The sequence below is a fragment of the Polaribacter litoreus genome, assembly GCF_054584775.1.
The window spans coordinates 55,656-73,563 of sequence record NZ_JBTLRD010000005.1; the positions used below are offsets into that span (position 1 = coordinate 55,656).

Sequence of the window (17,908 nt, forward strand, 5' to 3'; positions counted from 1 at the left end):
ACATTCAACTATTTTATGTAGTTTAAGGCTTTAAAAAAAGAATAAGCCTAAATAAGTTATAAAGTGATGTAAATAAAAGTACAATAAGCAGCTAGTAAAAGAGTGCCATGTTTCCAATTTAAGATATATTTTTTGGGTAGTAAAACCATTGGTAAAATAACAATTGAAATGGCCAGCATCCAATAAATATCGCTTGATAATAACCTTTCATCAGAAAGCGAAATAGGTGTTATCATAGAAGTAATACCAATAACAGCTAATATATTAAAAATGTTAGAGCCAATTAAATTACCTAAAGAAATGGCTTTTTCTTTTTTAATAACGGCTATAATAGATGCAGCCAATTCAGGAATACTTGTACCAATAGAAACTATAGTTACTCCAATTACACGTTCTGTAACACCAAAATCTAAAGCCAATGCAGTTGCTCCTTTAATGAGTAATTCAGAACCTCCCCAAAGGCCCAAACCTCCAAGTAATAAATATAATGTAGTTTTAATACTAGTTAAACTACTACTATCTTCTAATTCCTCTAAGTCGATTTTTTTTTGAGTACGCAAAAGGTAAACTAAAAAGAGAACTAAAAAAGAGAAAAGCAGAACACCCTCATATCTTACAATCACAGTATCGTTAGATAAAAACAAAAAGAGTAACGCAGAGGCAATAAGCATAACAGGCCAATCTAATTTATAAAAGTTTTTTTCAACGGTCATATTACCAAATAACAATGTAATTCCTAAAACTAAACCAAGGTTTGCAATATTAGAACCTATAACATTGCCTAATGCCAAATCAGAAGATCCATTTAACGCAGCATTTATACTAACAATAAGTTCTGGAGCTGAGGTAGCAAAAGACACTACTGTCATACCTACTACAACTTTAGAAATATTTAGTTTTAAGGATAACGCAACAGCTGATTTTAACAACCAGTTACCGCCCAAAACCAACAAAACTAAACCTCCAATTATTAGTAAAAAATTCATTGAATTGCTTTTTTGCAAAGATACATTTTTATCATCTCGAAAAGAAAACAAAAAATCAAAATGCTTTTTTAACCCCTTTCTATAATAGGATTTCCTTTGCTTCTTAAAAAATCAATACAAACACCCCTTTAGTTGCTAATTGTTTTACACCTTAAAAGAGTTTTTAGTTTTATAGTGTAATGTTTTTATAGTAATTCATATTACACATTAAAACAAATTTTATTTTTTTAGTTTATAATGTTAAATCAGTTTAAAAGATTTGTTTATAAACATTTGGTAGGCAATATACAAACATAGTATCTTCAAAAAACAATTACTCAAATAACCTTATTACTAACTAAAAAAACTTAATTATCATGATTATTGCAGCGTTAAAATTCATTAAACTTATTTCTGAAATTATTATTTCAATTCTATTCTAAGCTATAGAATGCTTTAGCGCTTTGCTTCGTTTTTTTTCTTTTTTAAATTATCAAAACACAACTTATTTCGAACCTTGATATACAATGTTTCAGTAACAAACTGATAATGGAACTGTTAAAAATATTGCTGTGCTTAAGCTTAAAAGAACGCTTGTTTCAAAAAAAATATTCATTTCATCTAAAAAAACAATTACTATGCTAACATTTATCGGAATTACACTTATTGCTATTGGAATGGCACTATTTATCTTAAAAAAGGTTTTTACAAACAATACAACTACAACCTTTAATATACCACATCAAAAAAGAAGTTTTCAGATTATTATTCTTGGTGTTTTATTAACTGTATTAAATGGAATGTTCTTTTACGCAGATGCAGGTACTGCCTATGCTGTACAATATTTAACGGGTGGAGATAAAATGATTACTACCCAAGGTTTAAAATTAAAATGGTGGGGAAGAATTATACCCCTTTCTTATGAAACTTCTGTAAAAGACATTATTGTAGAAAACAGTAGCCAACTGCCAGAGAGTACACAAGGTATGTACAATAGAAAAGCGCAAAAATGGGAATTTAGTGATGCAATTAAAGCAGAAATAAGCACCTCTGTTATTGTGGGTGTTAATATTAATGATGAAGATGTGTTTTTAAATATGGCAGATAGAAATAAAAGCGAATCTAAATTGATTTATGGTAGAGTGTTACCCAACATTGATGCCGCTATTAAAAACACCTGTAAATTAATGGATGCCCAAGATTATATTTCTGGTCAAGCTTCTGATTTTGATCGATATTTTAGAGATCAGTTAGAAAACGGTATGTATCAAGTAGAGCAATATTATGAAGCTGAAAATGTTAACGAAATTGTGGGAGATACCACTACTGTAAGACGAATTCGTGTAAATAAATCGAGTAAACAGAAAAAATTTAGAATCAAAAGAGACAATAGTGGAAATATTGTTAGAGACAATACAAACTCTTTAAAACAATATGGATTAAAAATTTATCAGGCTCAAGTTACTGGTATTGATTGGGAATCTTCTTTTGATGAGCGTTTAGATTTGCAAAAAAATGAAGTTGCCCAAACACAATTAGAAAAGCAACAAGCAGAACGTGAATATTATAGAGCTAAAAAAGAAGTTGCTAAAGGAGAATCTGAAAAAGCTAAAGAACGTGCTCGATTAGAAAAAATACAAATACAACAAACTATTGAAGCAGAAACAGAAGCAAAAGTTGCAGAATTTAATTTGATAAAAGAAAAAAAGCAATACGAGGTAGAACAATTTAAGGCAAAAAGTAAAAAAGTTGCAGCTGATGCTCAGTATTATGAAAATGCTAAACTAGTAAGTGCAGGCTTAACACCACAAGAAAGAGCAGAATGGGAGTATAAAACAGCTGTTGGTGTAGCACAGCAAATTAAAGAATTGAGTTTACCTGCTACTTATATTTCAGGTACAGAAAAAGGAAATAATAGTAACCTATTGCAATCTTTAATTGGTGCAGATTTGGCAAAAAGAATGATGGTTAAGGAAAAGTAGTTTTAATGAAAACAACTCATTCTGAAAAGATTGAGTTGTTATTTTTCATTAAATTTGATAAATAATCAAACTTTAATGAAAAAACAAATTTTTAAAATAGTAGCTAAAATTAATAAAATTGTTTTACCTTCTTACTCCAAAAGAAAATTAGATGTTGCTAAAGCATCAAAAATACAATTGGCAATTATTGGTTGGAGAGCTTATGTAACTAAGAATTCACTTGATTAAACCTAAAATTATGGAATTAGATTATACTAAATTATTTACGGATACAACTATTATTATTAATGGATTAAAAATGGAATTGGAAGCTGCAAATATTCAATACTTGGTGAAAGATCGTTTTGAGTCTGCAAGATTAGGGGGTTATGGAGAGCAGCAAGCATCAGTAGAGCTATATGTTTTACAAAAAGATATAGAAAAAGCAGAAAAAGTGCTATCTGCATACAAATCACAAATAAATGCTTAAAAAAATAGAGGTCAAATTTTCTAATTTAGAAAAATGAGCTTATATTTGCACCCGCTTACGGCCATGTGGCGCAACTGAATAGCGCACTTGATTACGGCTCAAGAGGTTACAGGTTTGAATCCTGTCATGGTCACTTGAAAACCAGCACTTTACAACGTTTTTGTAAATGCTGGTTTTTTTATTTTCACACTATTTACAGATAATTTAACACGAGTTCGATATAACTTCTCTGGTTTAAATAGGCGTATTTATTTGAAAATTAAATTGTTGTTGTTTTTAATATTAATGAGTTGGCAATAATTATGAGGAAAATACTACTAATTTTAATAATCTTAATTTCTTGTAAAAAAGAAAATAGGAAATCTGATTTTATTGGAAATTGGAGTTCAACATCGGATACGAATTTTGATATAAATATTACATTTTCAAATGACTCAATATTGATAGAAAATCCTGTTGTTCATTATGACAGAAATTATTCAACTAAATGGAAAGTTTTTGATAAAAAAATTAAACTTGAAGAAACTGTTTGGGACTTTAAACTTAATTCCAGAAAAGACACTTTGTGGATAAAACACGAAACCGATTCAGTTTATAATTTAATCTTAAAGAGAATTCAAAATAATTTTGAGTTTCTTGAAAATAGAATTGGATTGAAATTAAATTTGCCTAAAACCTCTGAAAAATTATCGAACATTGAAAATAAAGAACTTACATTTAATTTATATTTAGGAAAGAAAGATGATTCTATTTTGGTTAGAACTGACAATAATTTGAACAGTATTAATGAAATAATTTTTAAACGGTCTCTTTTCAAACATACTGAAATAGTGAGAAATATTAATGCTAAAAAATTGGAAAGAAATTTCAAAGTAGACACTTTAAATGTTATAATTTTTATGGACAACTCAATTAATAATAATGAATTAGATTCTATTAAAAATATTTTTAGGAAAAATAATATTAATAAGTTTTTCAGAATTTATGATAACGGAAAATATAAAAAACCCGAATGGAAATCCGAAATTAATTGGTTAGGCAAATATGAGTATTAACTATTGCCAACACCTTATATAATTTATTGCTGGCTTCTCGCCTACTTACGAAAGTCCTCGCTGACTTTCTTGGTCGGTAATTATTTAATAAATTAGTTGCTTAAATCTCGCAACAAACCATATACAAAAACGATAAAATAAATTTTTATTGAAAGTAGCTTGCGAAGCAAATAGTTGGGCTAAGAAACCTTGTTTATTGATAATTAAATACATAGATATTTCGACTTCGCTCAAAATGACATCCAGACCTAATTTTCAGACAGTCTCTTTTTTAAAAAAATTTATTTTTATTAGAGATATTTTTGAATAATCTCAATTAAGGCATCAGCATTTTTAAAGCCAGTTTCTCGCCATTTCATTTCTCCATCTTTGTAAATCATAAAAGTTGGGTTTCCTTTTATACGCAAGGCATCTGCTAAAGTTTCGTTCTTTTTAATATCTATTTTAATAATTTTTGCACTGTTACCCATAGCAGCTGCAACATCTCTTAAGGTACTTACAGAACTTTCTGCCTCATCCCAATCAGAATAAAAATCAATTAAAACAGGTTTATTTACACTAATTAATTCTCCAAACTTTGCCATACTAAATTATTTTAAAGAAAAAACAGAAAAATATTTTTTACTCGCTTTACACAAATATACTAAAATTGAACAATTCTACTGATTATCAAGCCTTTTTCAACTCAATAACTGTAATTTCTGGCCAAATCCCCACTCTACCAGGAAAAGCATGATAACCAAAACCTCTATTTACATTGATGTAACGCCCATATTCTTGATACAAACCTGCCCATTGTTTATATACAAATTGAGAAGGACTAAATCTAAAACCTGGAATTTCGATTCCCATTTGTAAACCATGCGTATGGCCACTAAGGGTTAATTGATAATTAAAATCATCTTTCTTTACTTTTTCTTGCCAGTGACTTGGATCGTGACTCATTAAAATTTTAAAATCTTCTTTTTTAATGTTTGCTGATGCTTTTGCTAAATCGCCAGCTTGATTAAAACCTTTACCCCAATTTTCTACTCCTAAAAGGGCAATTCTTTGCCCATTTTTTTCTAAATATCGATGCTCATCTAACAACAAATCAAAACCAATTTTTTGATGTATTTTCTTTACATCTTCAAAGTTTTTTACTTTATCTTCTGGCGATTTCCAATCCATATAATCACCATAATCATGATTTCCTAAAATAGCATATTTGCCTTCTTTTGCCTGTAATTGTGCAAAAACATCAATCCAATTGTCCATTTCATCAGCTTTATTATTTACAATATCACCTGTAAATAATAACACGTCCGATTTTTGCTCGTTAATTAAATCTACTCCATACTGTATTTTTTCTTTATTCGTAAAACTCCCTGAATGAATATCTGAGATTTGAGTAATCGTATATCCATCAAAAGCTTCTGGTAAATCATCAAAAGAAAGCTGATATTTGATTACTTTATAATTGTACTTTCCTTGAATAATACCATAAATAAAAGACACAAAAGGAATTGCAGCAACCCCCAAAGCCAATTGCGAAATAAACTTTCTTCTACCTGCTAAAGGTTGAGTTTCTGAACTAGAAATTGCAGAAATTGCTTTTACAATCCATCGATATACATCTTCTCCAAAAAGTACCAAAATCACAAATAACTTGGGTATTGAAAAAGTTAGTAAAACACCCAGTGCCATTTGAAACTGTGGTGTTTGCCCTCTACTTCTATCATACGTAAGTATAGTAATCAAAAAGTAAATATAAACTGCAATACTAGCTGCTAAGAAAGAAAATCGTATCCATTTATTTGAGGTGATTGTTTTAAATGCCTGAAATATATAAATCTCTACAACAACTATTAAAACAAGTAAAATAAGAACTGGAATTAACCAACGAGGCATAAGCTAAAGTTTAAAAACAAAGCAAAGGTAAACGTTAAAAAACGAATGATTTTTAACAACTTGTTAAAGTTTTTAGTAGTTTTATGCAGTAATTTAAAATGTTTTACGGCAGTAACTGTTTCTTTTTTTTCTGATAATTGAACGAGTTTATAAAGAGTTTATAAAATTTAATTTAAACTTTAAGTTGCTTATTTGTTTTTTAGCTACCAAAAAGTGTTCATCATTTATGTATAGATACTAAAGGCAGTTTTACTTTACAAAGTGCTTTTGCTGTAGTTATTTTAATAATTTATCTTTTGTTTACAAACAAAACAACTTGTAAGTAAATTAATCCTTCAAAGAAAGTAGGTATTGTAGAAATTGCCTTAATTTTGTGAATCCTAGTAGTATCAATTTATTTTTGTAATTAATGAGCAACTTTTCACACATCAACAAAAGTAATCATCCTAAAATGGTAAATGTTTCTGATAAGAAAATTACCAAAAGAACAGCATTGGCAAAAGCAACAATGTTTTTGGGTGAAACTATTATTTCGAATTTTACAAATGATGAACTTATTACTAAAAAAGGACCTGTTTTTCAAACAGCAATTATTGCAGGAATTCAAGGAGTTAAAAAAACTTCTGAATTGATTCCTATGTGTCATCCTCTTTTGATAAATGGTGTAGCTATTGACATCAATATTATTGATAATGAACACATAGAAGTATTGTGTAAAGTAACCATTACTGGAAAAACTGGAGTTGAAATGGAAGCTTTAACAGGTGCTAATATTGCTTGCTTAACTATTTACGATATGTGCAAAAGTATTAGTCAAAAAATGGTGATTAAAGAAGTAAAACTCTTAGAAAAAACAGGCGGAAAATCGGATATTAAAATCCCATCTTAATCTTCCCAAAGGGAAGAAACTCTATTGTCTCATTTCAAATGAAAAGCAGTAAAAGTGAGAAATCTTTAAATAATTAATTTAAGATTTCTGCATAAAGTTGAAATGACAAAAGTTAGTTTATAGAATTTAAATGTACATGAAAAAACATCAAAAACATACAAATTTAGTTCGAAGAAATAATGAACATTATGCGCCTAACGAAATTGCGATTTTAGGAACAAACTGTAAAATTATTTCAAATCTAGTGTATGCGATTTCGCGTAAATTATCAAACTACAAATTGGCTTATTTTGATGCTTCACATGCAAAAGATGTAGATAACAACACCATCTCTGAATATACTTTTCATCATCAAGGAAATTTACAAATTACAACTTCTGGAAGTATCAATAAATTTCAACAAAGATTGCAATTTGCACAACATGATTTTGTATTTATAAATGGTAATCATTATCAAGCAACAAAACAAATCTTAGTTTTAGACGCAGCTAAAGAAGCGTCTGTTTTAAAAAGATTAGAGCAATTGGGTAACATTCAATTTATCATCAAACTAAAACCAGAAACCCAATATTTTGATTTTTTAGAAGAAAAATATCCGCAGATAAAAAACTTAAAATGCTATACGATTAACGAAATTGATAAAATTTCAAATCACATTAACTACATCATTCAAGAGAAAATTGCACCTGTAAAAGGGCTGGTTTTAGTGGGTGGAAAAAGTACAAGAATGGGAACTGATAAAGCCCAGCTTAATTATTATGGGAAGCCACAGAAAGAAATAGCCAAAGAATTGTTAGAAAACAACAATTTAGAAACTTTTTATTCGGTAAGACCTTTCAACTGCGCTCAAGGTGACAATGGAAAATCTTATATCATTTCGAACGCAGTCGAGAAATCTCAAAACGAAATCCCAGATACATTCTTGCATTTAGGTCCTTTTGGTGGCATTTGTTCTGCCTTTCAAAAAGATCCCAATTCAGCTTGGTTTGTTTTGGCTACAGACCTTCCTTTTGTGAATGACGATTTGATAAAATTAGTATTGCAAAAAAGGAATCCGTCTAAAACAGCAACTGCTATTAAAGGAAAAAGTAAAGAATTTGTAGAACCATTAATTACTATTTATGAGTCAAAAGCGTATCCTATTTTATTGCAATATTTAGCACAAGGATATTCTTGTCCGCGTAAAATGCTTATTAATTCTGATGTAGAAATTGTAGAAATTGATGACGATTTGATACGTAATATCAACACACCTGAGGAATTTGAAATGGCTAAAAATGAGTTAAAAAAAATGTAGTTTGTCCTTTCGACTTTATAGAGAAATCTTAAAAAAGAAAAGATTTTTCGACTACATTGCATTTCGCTCAAAATGACAAATATATCAAAAGTGAAACCAACAAAAAACCAACTTTTTAAACGTCAAATTACTTTATCTGAAATTGGTGAAGAAGGTCAGCAAAAACTTCTAAACGCTTCAGTTTTGGTGGTTGGTTGTGGTGGTTTAGGTAGCCCAATTGCTGTGTATTTGGCTGCAAGTGGCATTGGTAAACTCCATTTGGTTGATTTTGATACTGTTGATATTACCAATTTACACAGACAAGTTTTTTATTGTTTAGACGATGTTGGAAAACCAAAAGCAGAAGTTTTACGTAAATTTATAAAGCGAAGAGCACCTTTTACAGAGGTAAATTACACCAACAAAGCAATTGCCAAAGAAAACGTGTTTGAATTAATAGATAAATTTGACATTGTGGTTGATGGAACAGATTCGCTACCCACAAAATATTTGTTAAATGACGCGTGTGTTCTAAAAAACAAACCTTTGGTATATGGCTCTCTATATAAATTTGATGGTTATGTGGCTGCATTTAATATAAAGCAAGCAGACGGAAGTTACTCATGTAATTTAAGAGATGCTTTTCCAGAAATGGCTACAGATATTCCTAATTGTGAAGAAGCAGGAACCTTAAATGCCATTGTGGGTATCATTGCAACTGCGCAAGTAAATGAAGTTTTAAAATTGGTTGCTGGCATAGGAAAACCATTAACCAACCAGTTGTTAATTTACAATGTGTTGCAAAACACGCAACTAAAAATGAAATTAAAGTCTATTTTTACAAAAGAAAAAATTGCAAAATTGTTTAAAATGCAAACTTATGTTGATGCTGCTTGCGCTAATCAAAATTTGGATTGGCAAATATTACCTCAACAGTTAAAAGAAAAATTGGGCGATAAAAACCTAGAAATTATAGCTGTGTTAAACAATTTAAAATTGCCTTTTAAAGTGCATCAAACCATTCATATTAATAGTTTTGATGCTAAAAAAATTGATATTGACTACGCTAAAACTTATGTAATGGTTTGCCAAAGAGGATTCAATAGTTACAGAGCTACAGAAAAAATGAAAAAACAATATCCAAATTTAAAAGTATTAAATTTAACTGGCGGAATTTCAAGTTATGAATAATCCTTTAGCATTTTACAATCAGCAAAAAACGGATTTAGAGCAACAATCACTGCAGCTTAAAAACAATATTTTCAAACTAGCAGTTTTACGATTTGCGGTATTTTTAATCACCTGCTTTTTTATATATTTTACATTTGGTAATTATCCCACAGTATTTATTATCGCCTTTTTAGGTATTGCAATTTTCTCGTTTTTAGTATCACAACACATCAATCTTAGAAGAAAAAAAACGATTATTGATAAAAAAATTAGCATCAACACCATCGAAATTGAAGTTTTACACCGAAAATTTCATCACTTAGCAACAGGAAATGAATTTGTAAATCCCACCCATTTTTACAGTAATGATATCGATTTGTTTGGCAAAGGTTCGTTTTTTCAATACATCAACAGAACAACTACTATTGATGGTACAAAAGTATTATCTGAATGTTTTTCAGAAAATAAAATTGATGATATTTTCGAAAAACAACAAACTATTAATGAACTCGCAGATAAAGTAAAATGGCGTCAGCATTTTTCTGCTTTGGCAAGTTTGGTATCTGTAAAAAACAAATCTACTGCTATTGTTACTTGGTTTTTGAACTACTCTCCTACTTTACCTAAGTTTTTATCTAAAATACAGTTAGTTTTTTCTGTAGTTTCTTTAATTCTAATAGGACTGATTTCTTTCGGATTACTATCGTTTTCGTTTTTAACAGCTTGGTTTTTTGTGGGACTTTTTATCACAGGTGCGTTCATTAAAAAAACAAGCAAATTATATACTGAAACGGAAAAAGTTAGAGAAACATTTAAGCAATACCATCAACTTTTAAATGAAATTGAAAACGAAAGTTTTACCACAAAAAATTTAGTTAATCAACAGAAAATCATTCAATCTGAAAACAAAAAAGCCTCTACAATTTTTAAGGAGTTTTCTAAAATATTAGATGCTTTTGATAACAGAAACAACATTATTATTGCAGTTTTAGGCAACGGATTGTTGCTTTGGGAATTAAACAATGCTTGTAAAGTTGAAAAATGGATAACCAACTACAAACACACTGTAGAAAAATGGTTTGAAGTAGTTGCTTATTTTGATGCTCAAAACTCTTTGGCGAATTTTAAATTCAATCATCCTAATTTTATTTTTCCTGTAATTTCTAACACTGATAAAATTATACAAGCAACCAATTTAGGACATCCTTTATTAGATCAAAACAAAAGAGTTGACAACGATTTTACTATTGATAATGCACAATTTTTTATTGTTACTGGAGCAAATATGGCTGGCAAAAGCACTTTTTTAAGAACCGTTTCTTTGTCTATTGTTATGGCAAATTGTGGTTTACCTGTTTGCGCAGAACGTTTTCAATATTCGCCAATAAAATTGATAACGAGTATGAGAACTACAGATTCTTTAACAGAAGATGAATCGTACTTCTACTCAGAGCTAAAAAGATTAAAATTTATTGTAGATGAAATTAAGAAAGAAAAATATTTTATCATTTTAGACGAAATTTTAAAGGGAACAAATAGTAAAGACAAGGCAATCGGTTCTAAACAATTTATTGAAAAATTAACCAAATCTAAATCTACTGGAATTATTGCTACGCACGATGTTAGTTTATGCGATTTAGAAAATGAATTTTCTAGCATCAGAAATTACTATTTTGATGCAGAAATCAGTAATAGCGAGTTGCATTTTGACTATACTTTAAAAAACGGAATTTGTAAAAACATGAATGCTTCTTTCTTATTGCTAAAAATGGAGATTGTTTAATTTTTTTTGAGACAAGAGAGAAAAGAATCAAGAGACAAGACTAAATGAACCAACTACTTTACCATCAAGATTGGAATTCCTTCCCTTTGTCAAGGTTAGTATGGGCTTTATTTCCACTCAGTAGTCTCAATTAATTTTAAAACATCTTCTTTTATATAAGCAACAGCTGGTAAAATAGAATCGTAATTAGGTTTTGCATAGAAATACAAAGCCCCTTTTATAAAATGATGTGTACTATCTGTAAGATGAAATTGCAAATGAGAAGCTGCATTACCTGTAATTTCATACAAACTGCCAAAAACGTTATTTTTAGGATTCACAAAATCTTTCGGAATAATTTGCTCTGCTTTTACTGCATGTTTAAACACCAATTTTTCGGCTTCTGTTAACAGTTCTTTTAAATTGTTTTGTACAGGTCTGTAAGTAATATCTATGGATGCTTTTAGATTAGGATATTTTATTTTTAACCAGTTATTTTTATCATCAATAATGGTGGTGTTTTTTAAAACATTAAAAGTATAAGGTCTTTTTACACTTAATTTTTTATAGGTTTTCTTTGGATATTGTAAACTTAAATATGCTTTTGGTTTTGGCAACACATTATCGTTACAAGAAGTGATCAGAAAAAAAAATAGGATAAATAAAAAAAAGGTTTTACACATTTCTGATAGCTTTTACTTGTTTTATGCGTTTTTTATCTAAGGCTTCTATGGTAAACGTGTAATTCTTGAAGTTTATTTTATCGCCCTTTTTAGGAAATTTTCCAGAAACTTCTAGAATAAAACCTGCTAAGGTTTCACTTTCTCCTTTTTCTTCTTCAAAAATAGCTTCGTCTTCATCATCAAAAACACGACAAAAATCTTTTATTGTAGTTTTTCCTTCAAAAATATACGTATTGGCATCTACTTTAGAGTATTGTAAATCGTCATCATCAAATTCATCATTAATATCGCCAACAATTTCTTCAATAACATCTTCTAAAGTAACCAAGCCACTGGTTCCCCCATATTCATCAACCACAATGGCTAAGTGATTTTTACGTGCTCTAAAATCATCTAATAAATCATCTAGCTTTTTGTTTTCTGGCACAAAAAAAGCTTCTCGCAATAAACTTTGCCATTTAAAATTTTTCTTATTTAAATGCGCTAATAAATCTTTAGCATACAAAATACCAATAATATTATCGATGTTTTCTTTGTAAACAGGGTTTCTAGAATATCCATTTTCAAGAATTTTTTGCAACACTACTTCATAACTTTCATCGTCAGACAATGCAAAAATATCTATTCTAGGCTTCATTATTTGTACAGTTTCGGTGTTACCAAAGTTTACAATTCCTTCTAAAATTTTTTGCTCATCTTTTGTGGTTGCTCCTTCTGAAGTTAATTCTAAAGCTTGCGATAAAGTTTCTACCGAAAAACTAGAATTTTTATTGCCTAATTTTTTTTCTATAAATTTTGTGACGAAGATTAATGGCGAGCTAAAAGGTGTTAATAAAATATTTACTGAATTGATAAATTTAGACATTAATTTAGAAAACCGAAGTGCATTTCTAGACGCGTATACTTTTGGCAAAACCTCACCAAATAACAAAATTAAGAAAGTAACTAAAATTACTTCTATTAAAAATCGGATAGAAACTGTAAATAAAAATATGTTAAGTTCGTAATCATAATCGCCAAACAGGGTTTCTGCTAAAGAAGCAAATAATAATACAATTAAAATATTGATAAAATTATTAGTAATTAAAATCGTTGCCAATAATTTTCTAGGTTTGTTTAATAAAGTTACAATAATGTTTTCTTCTTTACCGTCGTTAGAAAGTTCGTTTAAATCTGTTTGTGATAAAGAAAAAAAAGCAACTTCTGTACCAGAAATGAGTGCAGAACAAAACAGTAAGATAAGTAGCGCTAAAATATTGATTGATGTTAAAAAATCAATAGCAGCTAAAAATAGCAATAAAGGTTCAGGATCTGGATCCAAAATAAATAGTTTTTAAATGCTTAATATATCTAGAAATATAATTTATAGATTTTTAAGAACAAAGACGTTGTGTTATTTTTATTTTAAAATGGTAAATCATCATTTTCTTCTTCTACAGCTGGTTTTGGTTGTGCTGCTTGAGGCTGGTTTTGCTGAGGCTGGCTTGAATTTGTATCGTTTCTTTTGTTAGAGAGCATAGTCATTTCATTAACCTGTACTTCAGTTGAGTAACGCTTTACACCATCTTGTTCCCACTGTCGGTTTTTTAATTTCCCCTCTACATACACTTTATCACCTTTGCCTAAATATTTTTCACAAACTTTAGCCAAACCATTTCTTACTACAATGTTATGCCAATCTGTATTGGTAATTTTTTCTCCTGTTTGTTTATTGGTGTAACTCTCTGAGGTAGCAATAGGAAAACGTCCTACACAATTTTGATCATCAAAATAGTGCATTTTTACATCATCACCCAAATTACCAATTAAAATTACTTTGTTTATTGTTCCTGCCATAGCTTAAAATTTATTTGATAATTCATTAGGGTTTTGTTTGGTACTAAACACATCAAGAATTACCACTTTATCAATTTTTCTTTCGTAAATTATTTTATAATTCCATTTTGGAATGAATCTATATTTATTTTCATTAATAATAGGTTCTTTTGAATATTCAAAACGCTCATCACTTAGTGAATCTCCCAAATCTAATAAAGTTTCGAAGACTTTAATTGCATTTTGTGGACTGTCATCAAAAATGTAATCATAAATATTGGTTAATGATTTCATTGCTTCACGCGACTAAACAACATCCATTATCTTTCTAAAACAAATTTTCTAATTTCTTTTGATGAGTATGTTTTCTCACCTTTATCAATATTTTTCCTAATATTATCTAAATGAATTTTATACTCTTTTTGCGTTAAACCTTTTCCCTCAGAAGTATAAATCACAATTCCATTAGACAAACTTTTTTTAAGCTCATCAATTCTCTCTAACATCTGTTCATCTAAATTTTTAATCCATCTAGATAACTCATTCCTTTTTGACTCTACATTCATCACTAAATATTTATGTAAATATAATAAAAACTCAAAAATATCAATCACTTTTTAATGAGGTAATCTTCTAAAAAATTAGCAATTAAAACTGGTACTGGATACTCTTCAATCTTCGACCATTCTATTTCTGCGGATGTCAACTCCTTGGTTTCAACAATCCAGAATTGGGTATTTAAATGTTGATGTGATAATTTATGTACAATCTCTTTTTTATTAAACAACGAAATCGTGGTTTCATCAGGAAATAAATTTTTAAATTCTTCGGATGAAATGAGTTCATCTTTATGAATCAATTTATTACTCTCAATTAATGGAAATTGATACAAACCTTGCCAAATTCCTTTTCCTTTTCTTTCATATAAAATAGTTTTATCATCTTCTGTTTGAATCACTAAATAGTTAAAATAACGTTTTCTTACTTTAGTTTTTTTCTCTTTTACTGGCAGTTTTTCAATGATATTTTTTTGCAGTGCCACACAACTATCGGAAAGCGGACAAAACATACACAATGGTTTTTTGGGTTTACACTGAATAGCGCCAAACTCCATGATTGCTTGGTTGTAAATTGCAGGTTGCTTTTTGTTAATTAAAGATTGCGCTAGCGTTTTAAATTCTTTAATTCCTACTGATGAATTAATTGCAGTTTCAATTCCAAAGTAACGCGATAAAACTCTATACACGTTGCCATCTACAACTGCTGTAAGTTCATTAAACGCAAAAGAGGCAATGGCTGATGCTGTATAATCTCCAACTCCTTTTAATTTTATTATTTCATTATAGGTTGTTGGAAAAACTCCATTTAATTCGTTGGCAATATATTTAGCTGCACCATGCAAATTTCTTGCTCTTGAGTAATAACCTAGCCCTTGCCACATTTTTAAAACCATACTTTCATCTGCTTTTGCAAGGTCAAAAACTGTTGGAAAAGCAGTTGTAAACTTGTTATAATAGTCTAAACCTTGTGCAACTCTGGTTTGTTGCAACATAATTTCTGACAGCCAAATAAAATAGGGGTTATTGGTTTTGCGCCAAGGCAATTCTCGCTTGTTTTGTAAGTACCAGTATATTAAAGTGTTAGAAAATTTCATCGATTAAAAATAGATTTGCAATATTACATCATAAAATTCACATAAATTTAGTTGTTTAAGTTTTTGGAATTGATTAATTATCATATATTTGCATCCGCATTTTTGAAACTTAATTAATAAAAATATAGTAAAATTAGAGACATGACGAAAGCAGATATCGTATCAAAAATTTCAGACAAATCAGGAATTGAAAAAACTGATGTTTTAGCAACAGTTGAAGCATTTATGACTGAAGTTAAAGATGCATTAGAAAATGGCGACAATGTTTATTTAAGAGGTTTTGGTAGTTTTATTATTAAAACTAGAGCAGAAAAAACAGGTAGAAATATTTCTAAAAATACAACTATTAAAATTCCTGCACACAACATTCCTGCTTTTAAACCAGCCAAAACCTTTACTGAAGGAGTAAAAAATAAAGTAGCTGTTAAATAACAAAATACTAATCGAAACCCATAAAACGGTTTTAAAAACACACGACGATTATGCCAAGTGGTAAAAAAAGAAAGAGAGCAAAAATCTCTACACACAAAAGAAAAAAAAGAGCTAGAGCAAATAGACACAAGAAAAAGTAAGCATAAGCTTACTTTTTCGTTTATAGTTTAGCGAAAGCATTAAAAGTTCATTGACATCGAGGTTACACATACCTCAAATGGTATTATAAATACCTGACAATATTAATCCATCTGTGCAACAATGCGCAGTGTTAAAACCAGTTCAGCATGAAAACAGAATTGATCATTCGTTCAAATTCATCTGATATTGATTTTGCCTTATTAAGAGATGGAAAACTTATTGAATTAAATAATGAAACAACTGATAATAAATTTTCTGTAGGCGATATTTTTTTGGCCAAAATAGGAAAAGTATTAACAGGCTTAAACGCATCGTTTGTAAATGTTGGTTACCCAAAAGATGGGTTTTTGCATTATCACGATTTAGGCGCGCAAGTAAACTCATTAAATTCGTTCATTAAGAAAGTAAGCACAGGTAAGTATAAAGAGTTCACTTTAAAGAATTTCCGCAAGGAAGAAGACATTAACAAAGACGGTAGTATTAAAGATGTACTAAAAACAGGACAAAACCTGTTGGTACAAATTGTAAAAGAACCTATTTCTACAAAAGGCCCCAGATTAAGCTCTGAGCTTTCTATAGCTGGTAGATTTTTGGTTTTAGTTCCTTTTTCTAACAGAGTTTCTGTATCTCAAAAAATTGCAGACCCAAAAGAAAAAGAACGTTTAAAAAGATTAGCAAAAAGCATTAAACCCAAAGGGTTTGGTGTTATTTTAAGAACTGTTGCAGAAGGTAAAAAAGTTGCAGAACTTGATAAAGATTTGCAAAACTCATTAGAACGTTGGAAAACAATGTGTAAAAGAATACCTAACACAAATACACCAACAAAAATTTTAAGCGAGTTAAACAGAGCATCTTCTATTTTAAGAGATGTAATGAATGAAAGCTTTACTAATATTGTAACAAATGATGAAACGTTGAAAGTAGAAATCAAAGAGTATCTGCAAGAAATTTATCCTGAAAAGGAAAAAATTGTAAAATTACATAGATCGCAAACTCCTATTTTTGAAAAATACGGAATAGAACGTCAAATTAAAACATCATTTGGAAAAACAGTTTCTATGAGCAAAGGTGCCTATTTGGTAATAGAGCATACAGAAGCTTTACACGTTATTGATGTAAATAGCGGAAACCGTTCTAATAAAGCTGGTTCTCAAGAAGATACTGCATTAGAAGTTAATTTAATTTCGGCTACAGAAATTGCTCGTCAATTGCAATTACGTGATATGGGAGGAATTATTGTTGTTGATTTTATTGACATGCATAAGGCTGAAAACCGAAATAAGTTATATCAGCATTTGAAAGAACAAATGGCTTTAGATAGAACAAAACACAAAATTTTACCTCCAAGTAAATTTGGGTTAGTGCAAATTACAAGACAAAGGGTTAGACCTGAGTTGAGTATAAAAACTACCGAGCCAAATCCAAATAAAGACGGACAAGTAGAAGCTCCTATTGTTTTGTTAGATAAAATTGAAGCTGATTTAGAGAAATACATCTCTAAATTAGAGAGCAGCAAATCAACCAATAAAAAGATACAATTACATATACATCCTTTTATAGCTGCCTATTTAACAAAAGGAGTAAATTCAAAACGCTTTAAGTGGTACTTAAAGTACAAAAAGTGGATAACAATTATACCTAGAGATGCTTACACCTATTTATATTATAGATTTACAACTGTAAAAGAAAATTAATCTATACTTAATAAAGGCAATAATTTTTTAT

Annotated in this window: 19 protein-coding genes and 1 tRNA gene; 11 read left to right on the plus strand and 9 right to left on the minus strand. The window is 29.4% G+C overall.

Annotated elements, in window-relative coordinates:
- Positions 1–56: 56 nt before the first annotated feature.
- Entirely contained in the window at positions 57–986 is a 930-nt protein-coding gene (locus tag ACW9UN_RS05335) for a calcium/sodium antiporter (protein ID WP_459484572.1), read from the minus strand.
- Between the two features lie 617 nt (positions 987–1,603).
- Here ACW9UN_RS05335 and ACW9UN_RS05340 point away from each other — a divergent pair.
- From ACW9UN_RS05340 to ACW9UN_RS05360, 5 genes are all read left to right on the plus strand, one after another.
- Positions 1,604–2,947, plus strand: coding sequence for an SPFH domain-containing protein (locus ACW9UN_RS05340; RefSeq protein WP_459484574.1), 1,344 nt, complete (start codon positions 1,604–1,606; stop codon positions 2,945–2,947).
- Between the two features lie 75 nt (positions 2,948–3,022).
- Positions 3,023–3,175 carry an SsrA-binding protein gene (locus ACW9UN_RS05345; protein WP_459484576.1) on the plus strand — a complete coding sequence of 51 codons (153 nt, stop codon included), beginning with the start codon at positions 3,023–3,025 and terminating at the stop codon, positions 3,173–3,175.
- Between the two features lie 10 nt (positions 3,176–3,185).
- Positions 3,186–3,416, plus strand: coding sequence for a putative signal transducing protein (locus ACW9UN_RS05350; RefSeq protein WP_397445387.1), 231 nt, complete (start codon positions 3,186–3,188; stop codon positions 3,414–3,416).
- Positions 3,417–3,475: 59 nt separating this feature from the next.
- Positions 3,476–3,549: transfer RNA gene (locus tag ACW9UN_RS05355), tRNA-Arg, on the plus strand.
- 169 nt (positions 3,550–3,718) lie between these two features.
- The gene (locus tag ACW9UN_RS05360; protein ID WP_459484580.1) at positions 3,719–4,471 is read left to right on the plus strand and encodes a hypothetical protein; all 753 of its coding nucleotides are present in this window, start codon (positions 3,719–3,721) and stop codon (positions 4,469–4,471) included.
- Between the two features lie 290 nt (positions 4,472–4,761).
- On the opposite strand, the gene ACW9UN_RS05365 is transcribed toward ACW9UN_RS05360, so the two are convergent.
- Complete coding sequence (locus ACW9UN_RS05365; RefSeq protein ID WP_459484582.1) at positions 4,762–5,055, minus strand: thioredoxin family protein; 294 nt, start codon at positions 5,053–5,055, stop codon at positions 4,762–4,764.
- An 85-nt stretch (positions 5,056–5,140) separates the two neighbouring features.
- Positions 5,141–6,361 (minus strand): metallophosphoesterase, encoded by a 1,221-nt coding sequence (locus tag ACW9UN_RS05370; protein ID WP_459484584.1) that lies wholly within the window; start codon positions 6,359–6,361, stop codon positions 5,141–5,143.
- A 409-nt stretch (positions 6,362–6,770) separates the two neighbouring features.
- On the opposite strand from ACW9UN_RS05370, the gene moaC reads away from it, so the two are divergent.
- From moaC to ACW9UN_RS05390, 4 genes are all read left to right on the plus strand, one after another.
- A complete protein-coding gene (moaC, locus tag ACW9UN_RS05375) occupies positions 6,771–7,250 on the plus strand; it encodes a cyclic pyranopterin monophosphate synthase MoaC (RefSeq protein ID WP_459484586.1) in 480 nt (159 codons plus the stop codon).
- A 136-nt stretch (positions 7,251–7,386) separates the two neighbouring features.
- Positions 7,387–8,547 (plus strand): NTP transferase domain-containing protein, encoded by a 1,161-nt coding sequence (locus tag ACW9UN_RS05380; protein WP_459484587.1) that lies wholly within the window; start codon positions 7,387–7,389, stop codon positions 8,545–8,547.
- A 72-nt stretch (positions 8,548–8,619) separates the two neighbouring features.
- Positions 8,620–9,717: a HesA/MoeB/ThiF family protein gene (locus ACW9UN_RS05385; RefSeq protein WP_459484589.1), complete on the plus strand. Its 1,098-nt coding sequence runs from the start codon at positions 8,620–8,622 to the stop codon at positions 9,715–9,717.
- Complete coding sequence (locus ACW9UN_RS05390; RefSeq protein ID WP_459484590.1) at positions 9,710–11,479, plus strand: MutS-related protein; 1,770 nt, start codon at positions 9,710–9,712, stop codon at positions 11,477–11,479. The genes ACW9UN_RS05385 and ACW9UN_RS05390 overlap by 8 nt, the downstream gene beginning before the upstream one ends.
- Before the next feature lie 107 nt (positions 11,480–11,586).
- On the opposite strand, the gene gldD is transcribed toward ACW9UN_RS05390, so the two are convergent.
- The 6 genes from gldD to mutY all read right to left on the minus strand — a co-directional run bounded on the left by gldD (position 11,587) and on the right by mutY (position 15,610).
- On the minus strand, positions 11,587–12,141 hold the full coding sequence (gldD, locus tag ACW9UN_RS05395) for a gliding motility lipoprotein GldD (protein ID WP_459484592.1): 555 nt from the start codon (positions 12,139–12,141) through the stop codon (positions 11,587–11,589).
- Positions 12,134–13,462 (minus strand): gliding motility-associated protein GldE, encoded by a 1,329-nt coding sequence (gene gldE / locus ACW9UN_RS05400; protein ID WP_459484594.1) that lies wholly within the window; start codon positions 13,460–13,462, stop codon positions 12,134–12,136. Before gldE ends, gldD begins: the two co-directional genes overlap by 8 nt.
- A gap of 83 nt (positions 13,463–13,545) precedes the next feature.
- The gene (locus tag ACW9UN_RS05405; RefSeq protein ID WP_459484597.1) at positions 13,546–13,977 is read right to left on the minus strand and encodes a single-stranded DNA-binding protein; all 432 of its coding nucleotides are present in this window, start codon (positions 13,975–13,977) and stop codon (positions 13,546–13,548) included.
- 3 nt (positions 13,978–13,980) lie between these two features.
- Positions 13,981–14,250 (minus strand): type II toxin-antitoxin system RelE/ParE family toxin, encoded by a 270-nt coding sequence (locus ACW9UN_RS05410; RefSeq protein WP_459484598.1) that lies wholly within the window; start codon positions 14,248–14,250, stop codon positions 13,981–13,983.
- A 26-nt stretch (positions 14,251–14,276) separates the two neighbouring features.
- Complete coding sequence (locus tag ACW9UN_RS05415) at positions 14,277–14,522, minus strand: hypothetical protein (RefSeq protein WP_459484600.1); 246 nt, start codon at positions 14,520–14,522, stop codon at positions 14,277–14,279.
- 44 nt (positions 14,523–14,566) lie between these two features.
- Positions 14,567–15,610 carry an A/G-specific adenine glycosylase gene (gene mutY / locus ACW9UN_RS05420; protein ID WP_459484603.1) on the minus strand — a complete coding sequence of 348 codons (1,044 nt, stop codon included), beginning with the start codon at positions 15,608–15,610 and terminating at the stop codon, positions 14,567–14,569.
- Between the two features lie 141 nt (positions 15,611–15,751).
- Here mutY and ACW9UN_RS05425 point away from each other — a divergent pair, with 141 nt between their 5' ends.
- Both ACW9UN_RS05425 and ACW9UN_RS05430 read left to right on the plus strand, forming a co-directional pair.
- Positions 15,752–16,042, plus strand: coding sequence for an HU family DNA-binding protein (locus ACW9UN_RS05425; protein ID WP_015481675.1), 291 nt, complete (start codon positions 15,752–15,754; stop codon positions 16,040–16,042).
- 287 nt (positions 16,043–16,329) lie between these two features.
- Complete coding sequence (locus tag ACW9UN_RS05430) at positions 16,330–17,877, plus strand: Rne/Rng family ribonuclease (RefSeq protein WP_459484605.1); 1,548 nt, start codon at positions 16,330–16,332, stop codon at positions 17,875–17,877.
- The last annotated feature ends 31 nt before the right edge of the window (positions 17,878–17,908 follow it).

Excerpts from the sequence above, each read along its gene's own strand:
- moaC (WP_459484586.1), top strand. The coding sequence starts at position 6,771 with ATGAGCAACTTTTCACACATCAACAAAAGTAATCATCCTAAAATGGTA.
- ACW9UN_RS05405 (WP_459484597.1), bottom strand. The coding sequence starts at position 13,977 with ATGGCAGGAACAATAAACAAAGTAATTTTAATTGGTAATTTGGGTGAT.
- ACW9UN_RS05365 (WP_459484582.1), bottom strand. The coding sequence starts at position 5,055 with ATGGCAAAGTTTGGAGAATTAATTAGTGTAAATAAACCTGTTTTAATT.
- ACW9UN_RS05380 (WP_459484587.1), top strand. The coding sequence starts at position 7,387 with ATGAAAAAACATCAAAAACATACAAATTTAGTTCGAAGAAATAATGAA.
- ACW9UN_RS05335 (WP_459484572.1), bottom strand. The coding sequence starts at position 986 with ATGAATTTTTTACTAATAATTGGAGGTTTAGTTTTGTTGGTTTTGGGC.
- ACW9UN_RS05340 (WP_459484574.1), top strand. The coding sequence starts at position 1,604 with ATGCTAACATTTATCGGAATTACACTTATTGCTATTGGAATGGCACTA.
- ACW9UN_RS05390 (WP_459484590.1), top strand. The coding sequence starts at position 9,710 with ATGAATAATCCTTTAGCATTTTACAATCAGCAAAAAACGGATTTAGAG.
- gldD (WP_459484592.1), bottom strand. The coding sequence starts at position 12,141 with ATGTGTAAAACCTTTTTTTTATTTATCCTATTTTTTTTTCTGATCACT.
- ACW9UN_RS05370 (WP_459484584.1), bottom strand. The coding sequence starts at position 6,361 with ATGCCTCGTTGGTTAATTCCAGTTCTTATTTTACTTGTTTTAATAGTT.
- ACW9UN_RS05415 (WP_459484600.1), bottom strand. The coding sequence starts at position 14,522 with ATGAATGTAGAGTCAAAAAGGAATGAGTTATCTAGATGGATTAAAAAT.
- ACW9UN_RS05350 (WP_397445387.1), top strand. The coding sequence starts at position 3,186 with ATGGAATTAGATTATACTAAATTATTTACGGATACAACTATTATTATT.
- ACW9UN_RS05425 (WP_015481675.1), top strand. The coding sequence starts at position 15,752 with ATGACGAAAGCAGATATCGTATCAAAAATTTCAGACAAATCAGGAATT.
- ACW9UN_RS05430 (WP_459484605.1), top strand. The coding sequence starts at position 16,330 with ATGAAAACAGAATTGATCATTCGTTCAAATTCATCTGATATTGATTTT.
- ACW9UN_RS05345 (WP_459484576.1), top strand. The coding sequence starts at position 3,023 with ATGAAAAAACAAATTTTTAAAATAGTAGCTAAAATTAATAAAATTGTT.
- ACW9UN_RS05385 (WP_459484589.1), top strand. The coding sequence starts at position 8,620 with ATGACAAATATATCAAAAGTGAAACCAACAAAAAACCAACTTTTTAAA.
- ACW9UN_RS05360 (WP_459484580.1), top strand. The coding sequence starts at position 3,719 with ATGAGGAAAATACTACTAATTTTAATAATCTTAATTTCTTGTAAAAAA.
- mutY (WP_459484603.1), bottom strand. The coding sequence starts at position 15,610 with ATGAAATTTTCTAACACTTTAATATACTGGTACTTACAAAACAAGCGA.
- ACW9UN_RS05410 (WP_459484598.1), bottom strand. The coding sequence starts at position 14,250 with ATGAAATCATTAACCAATATTTATGATTACATTTTTGATGACAGTCCA.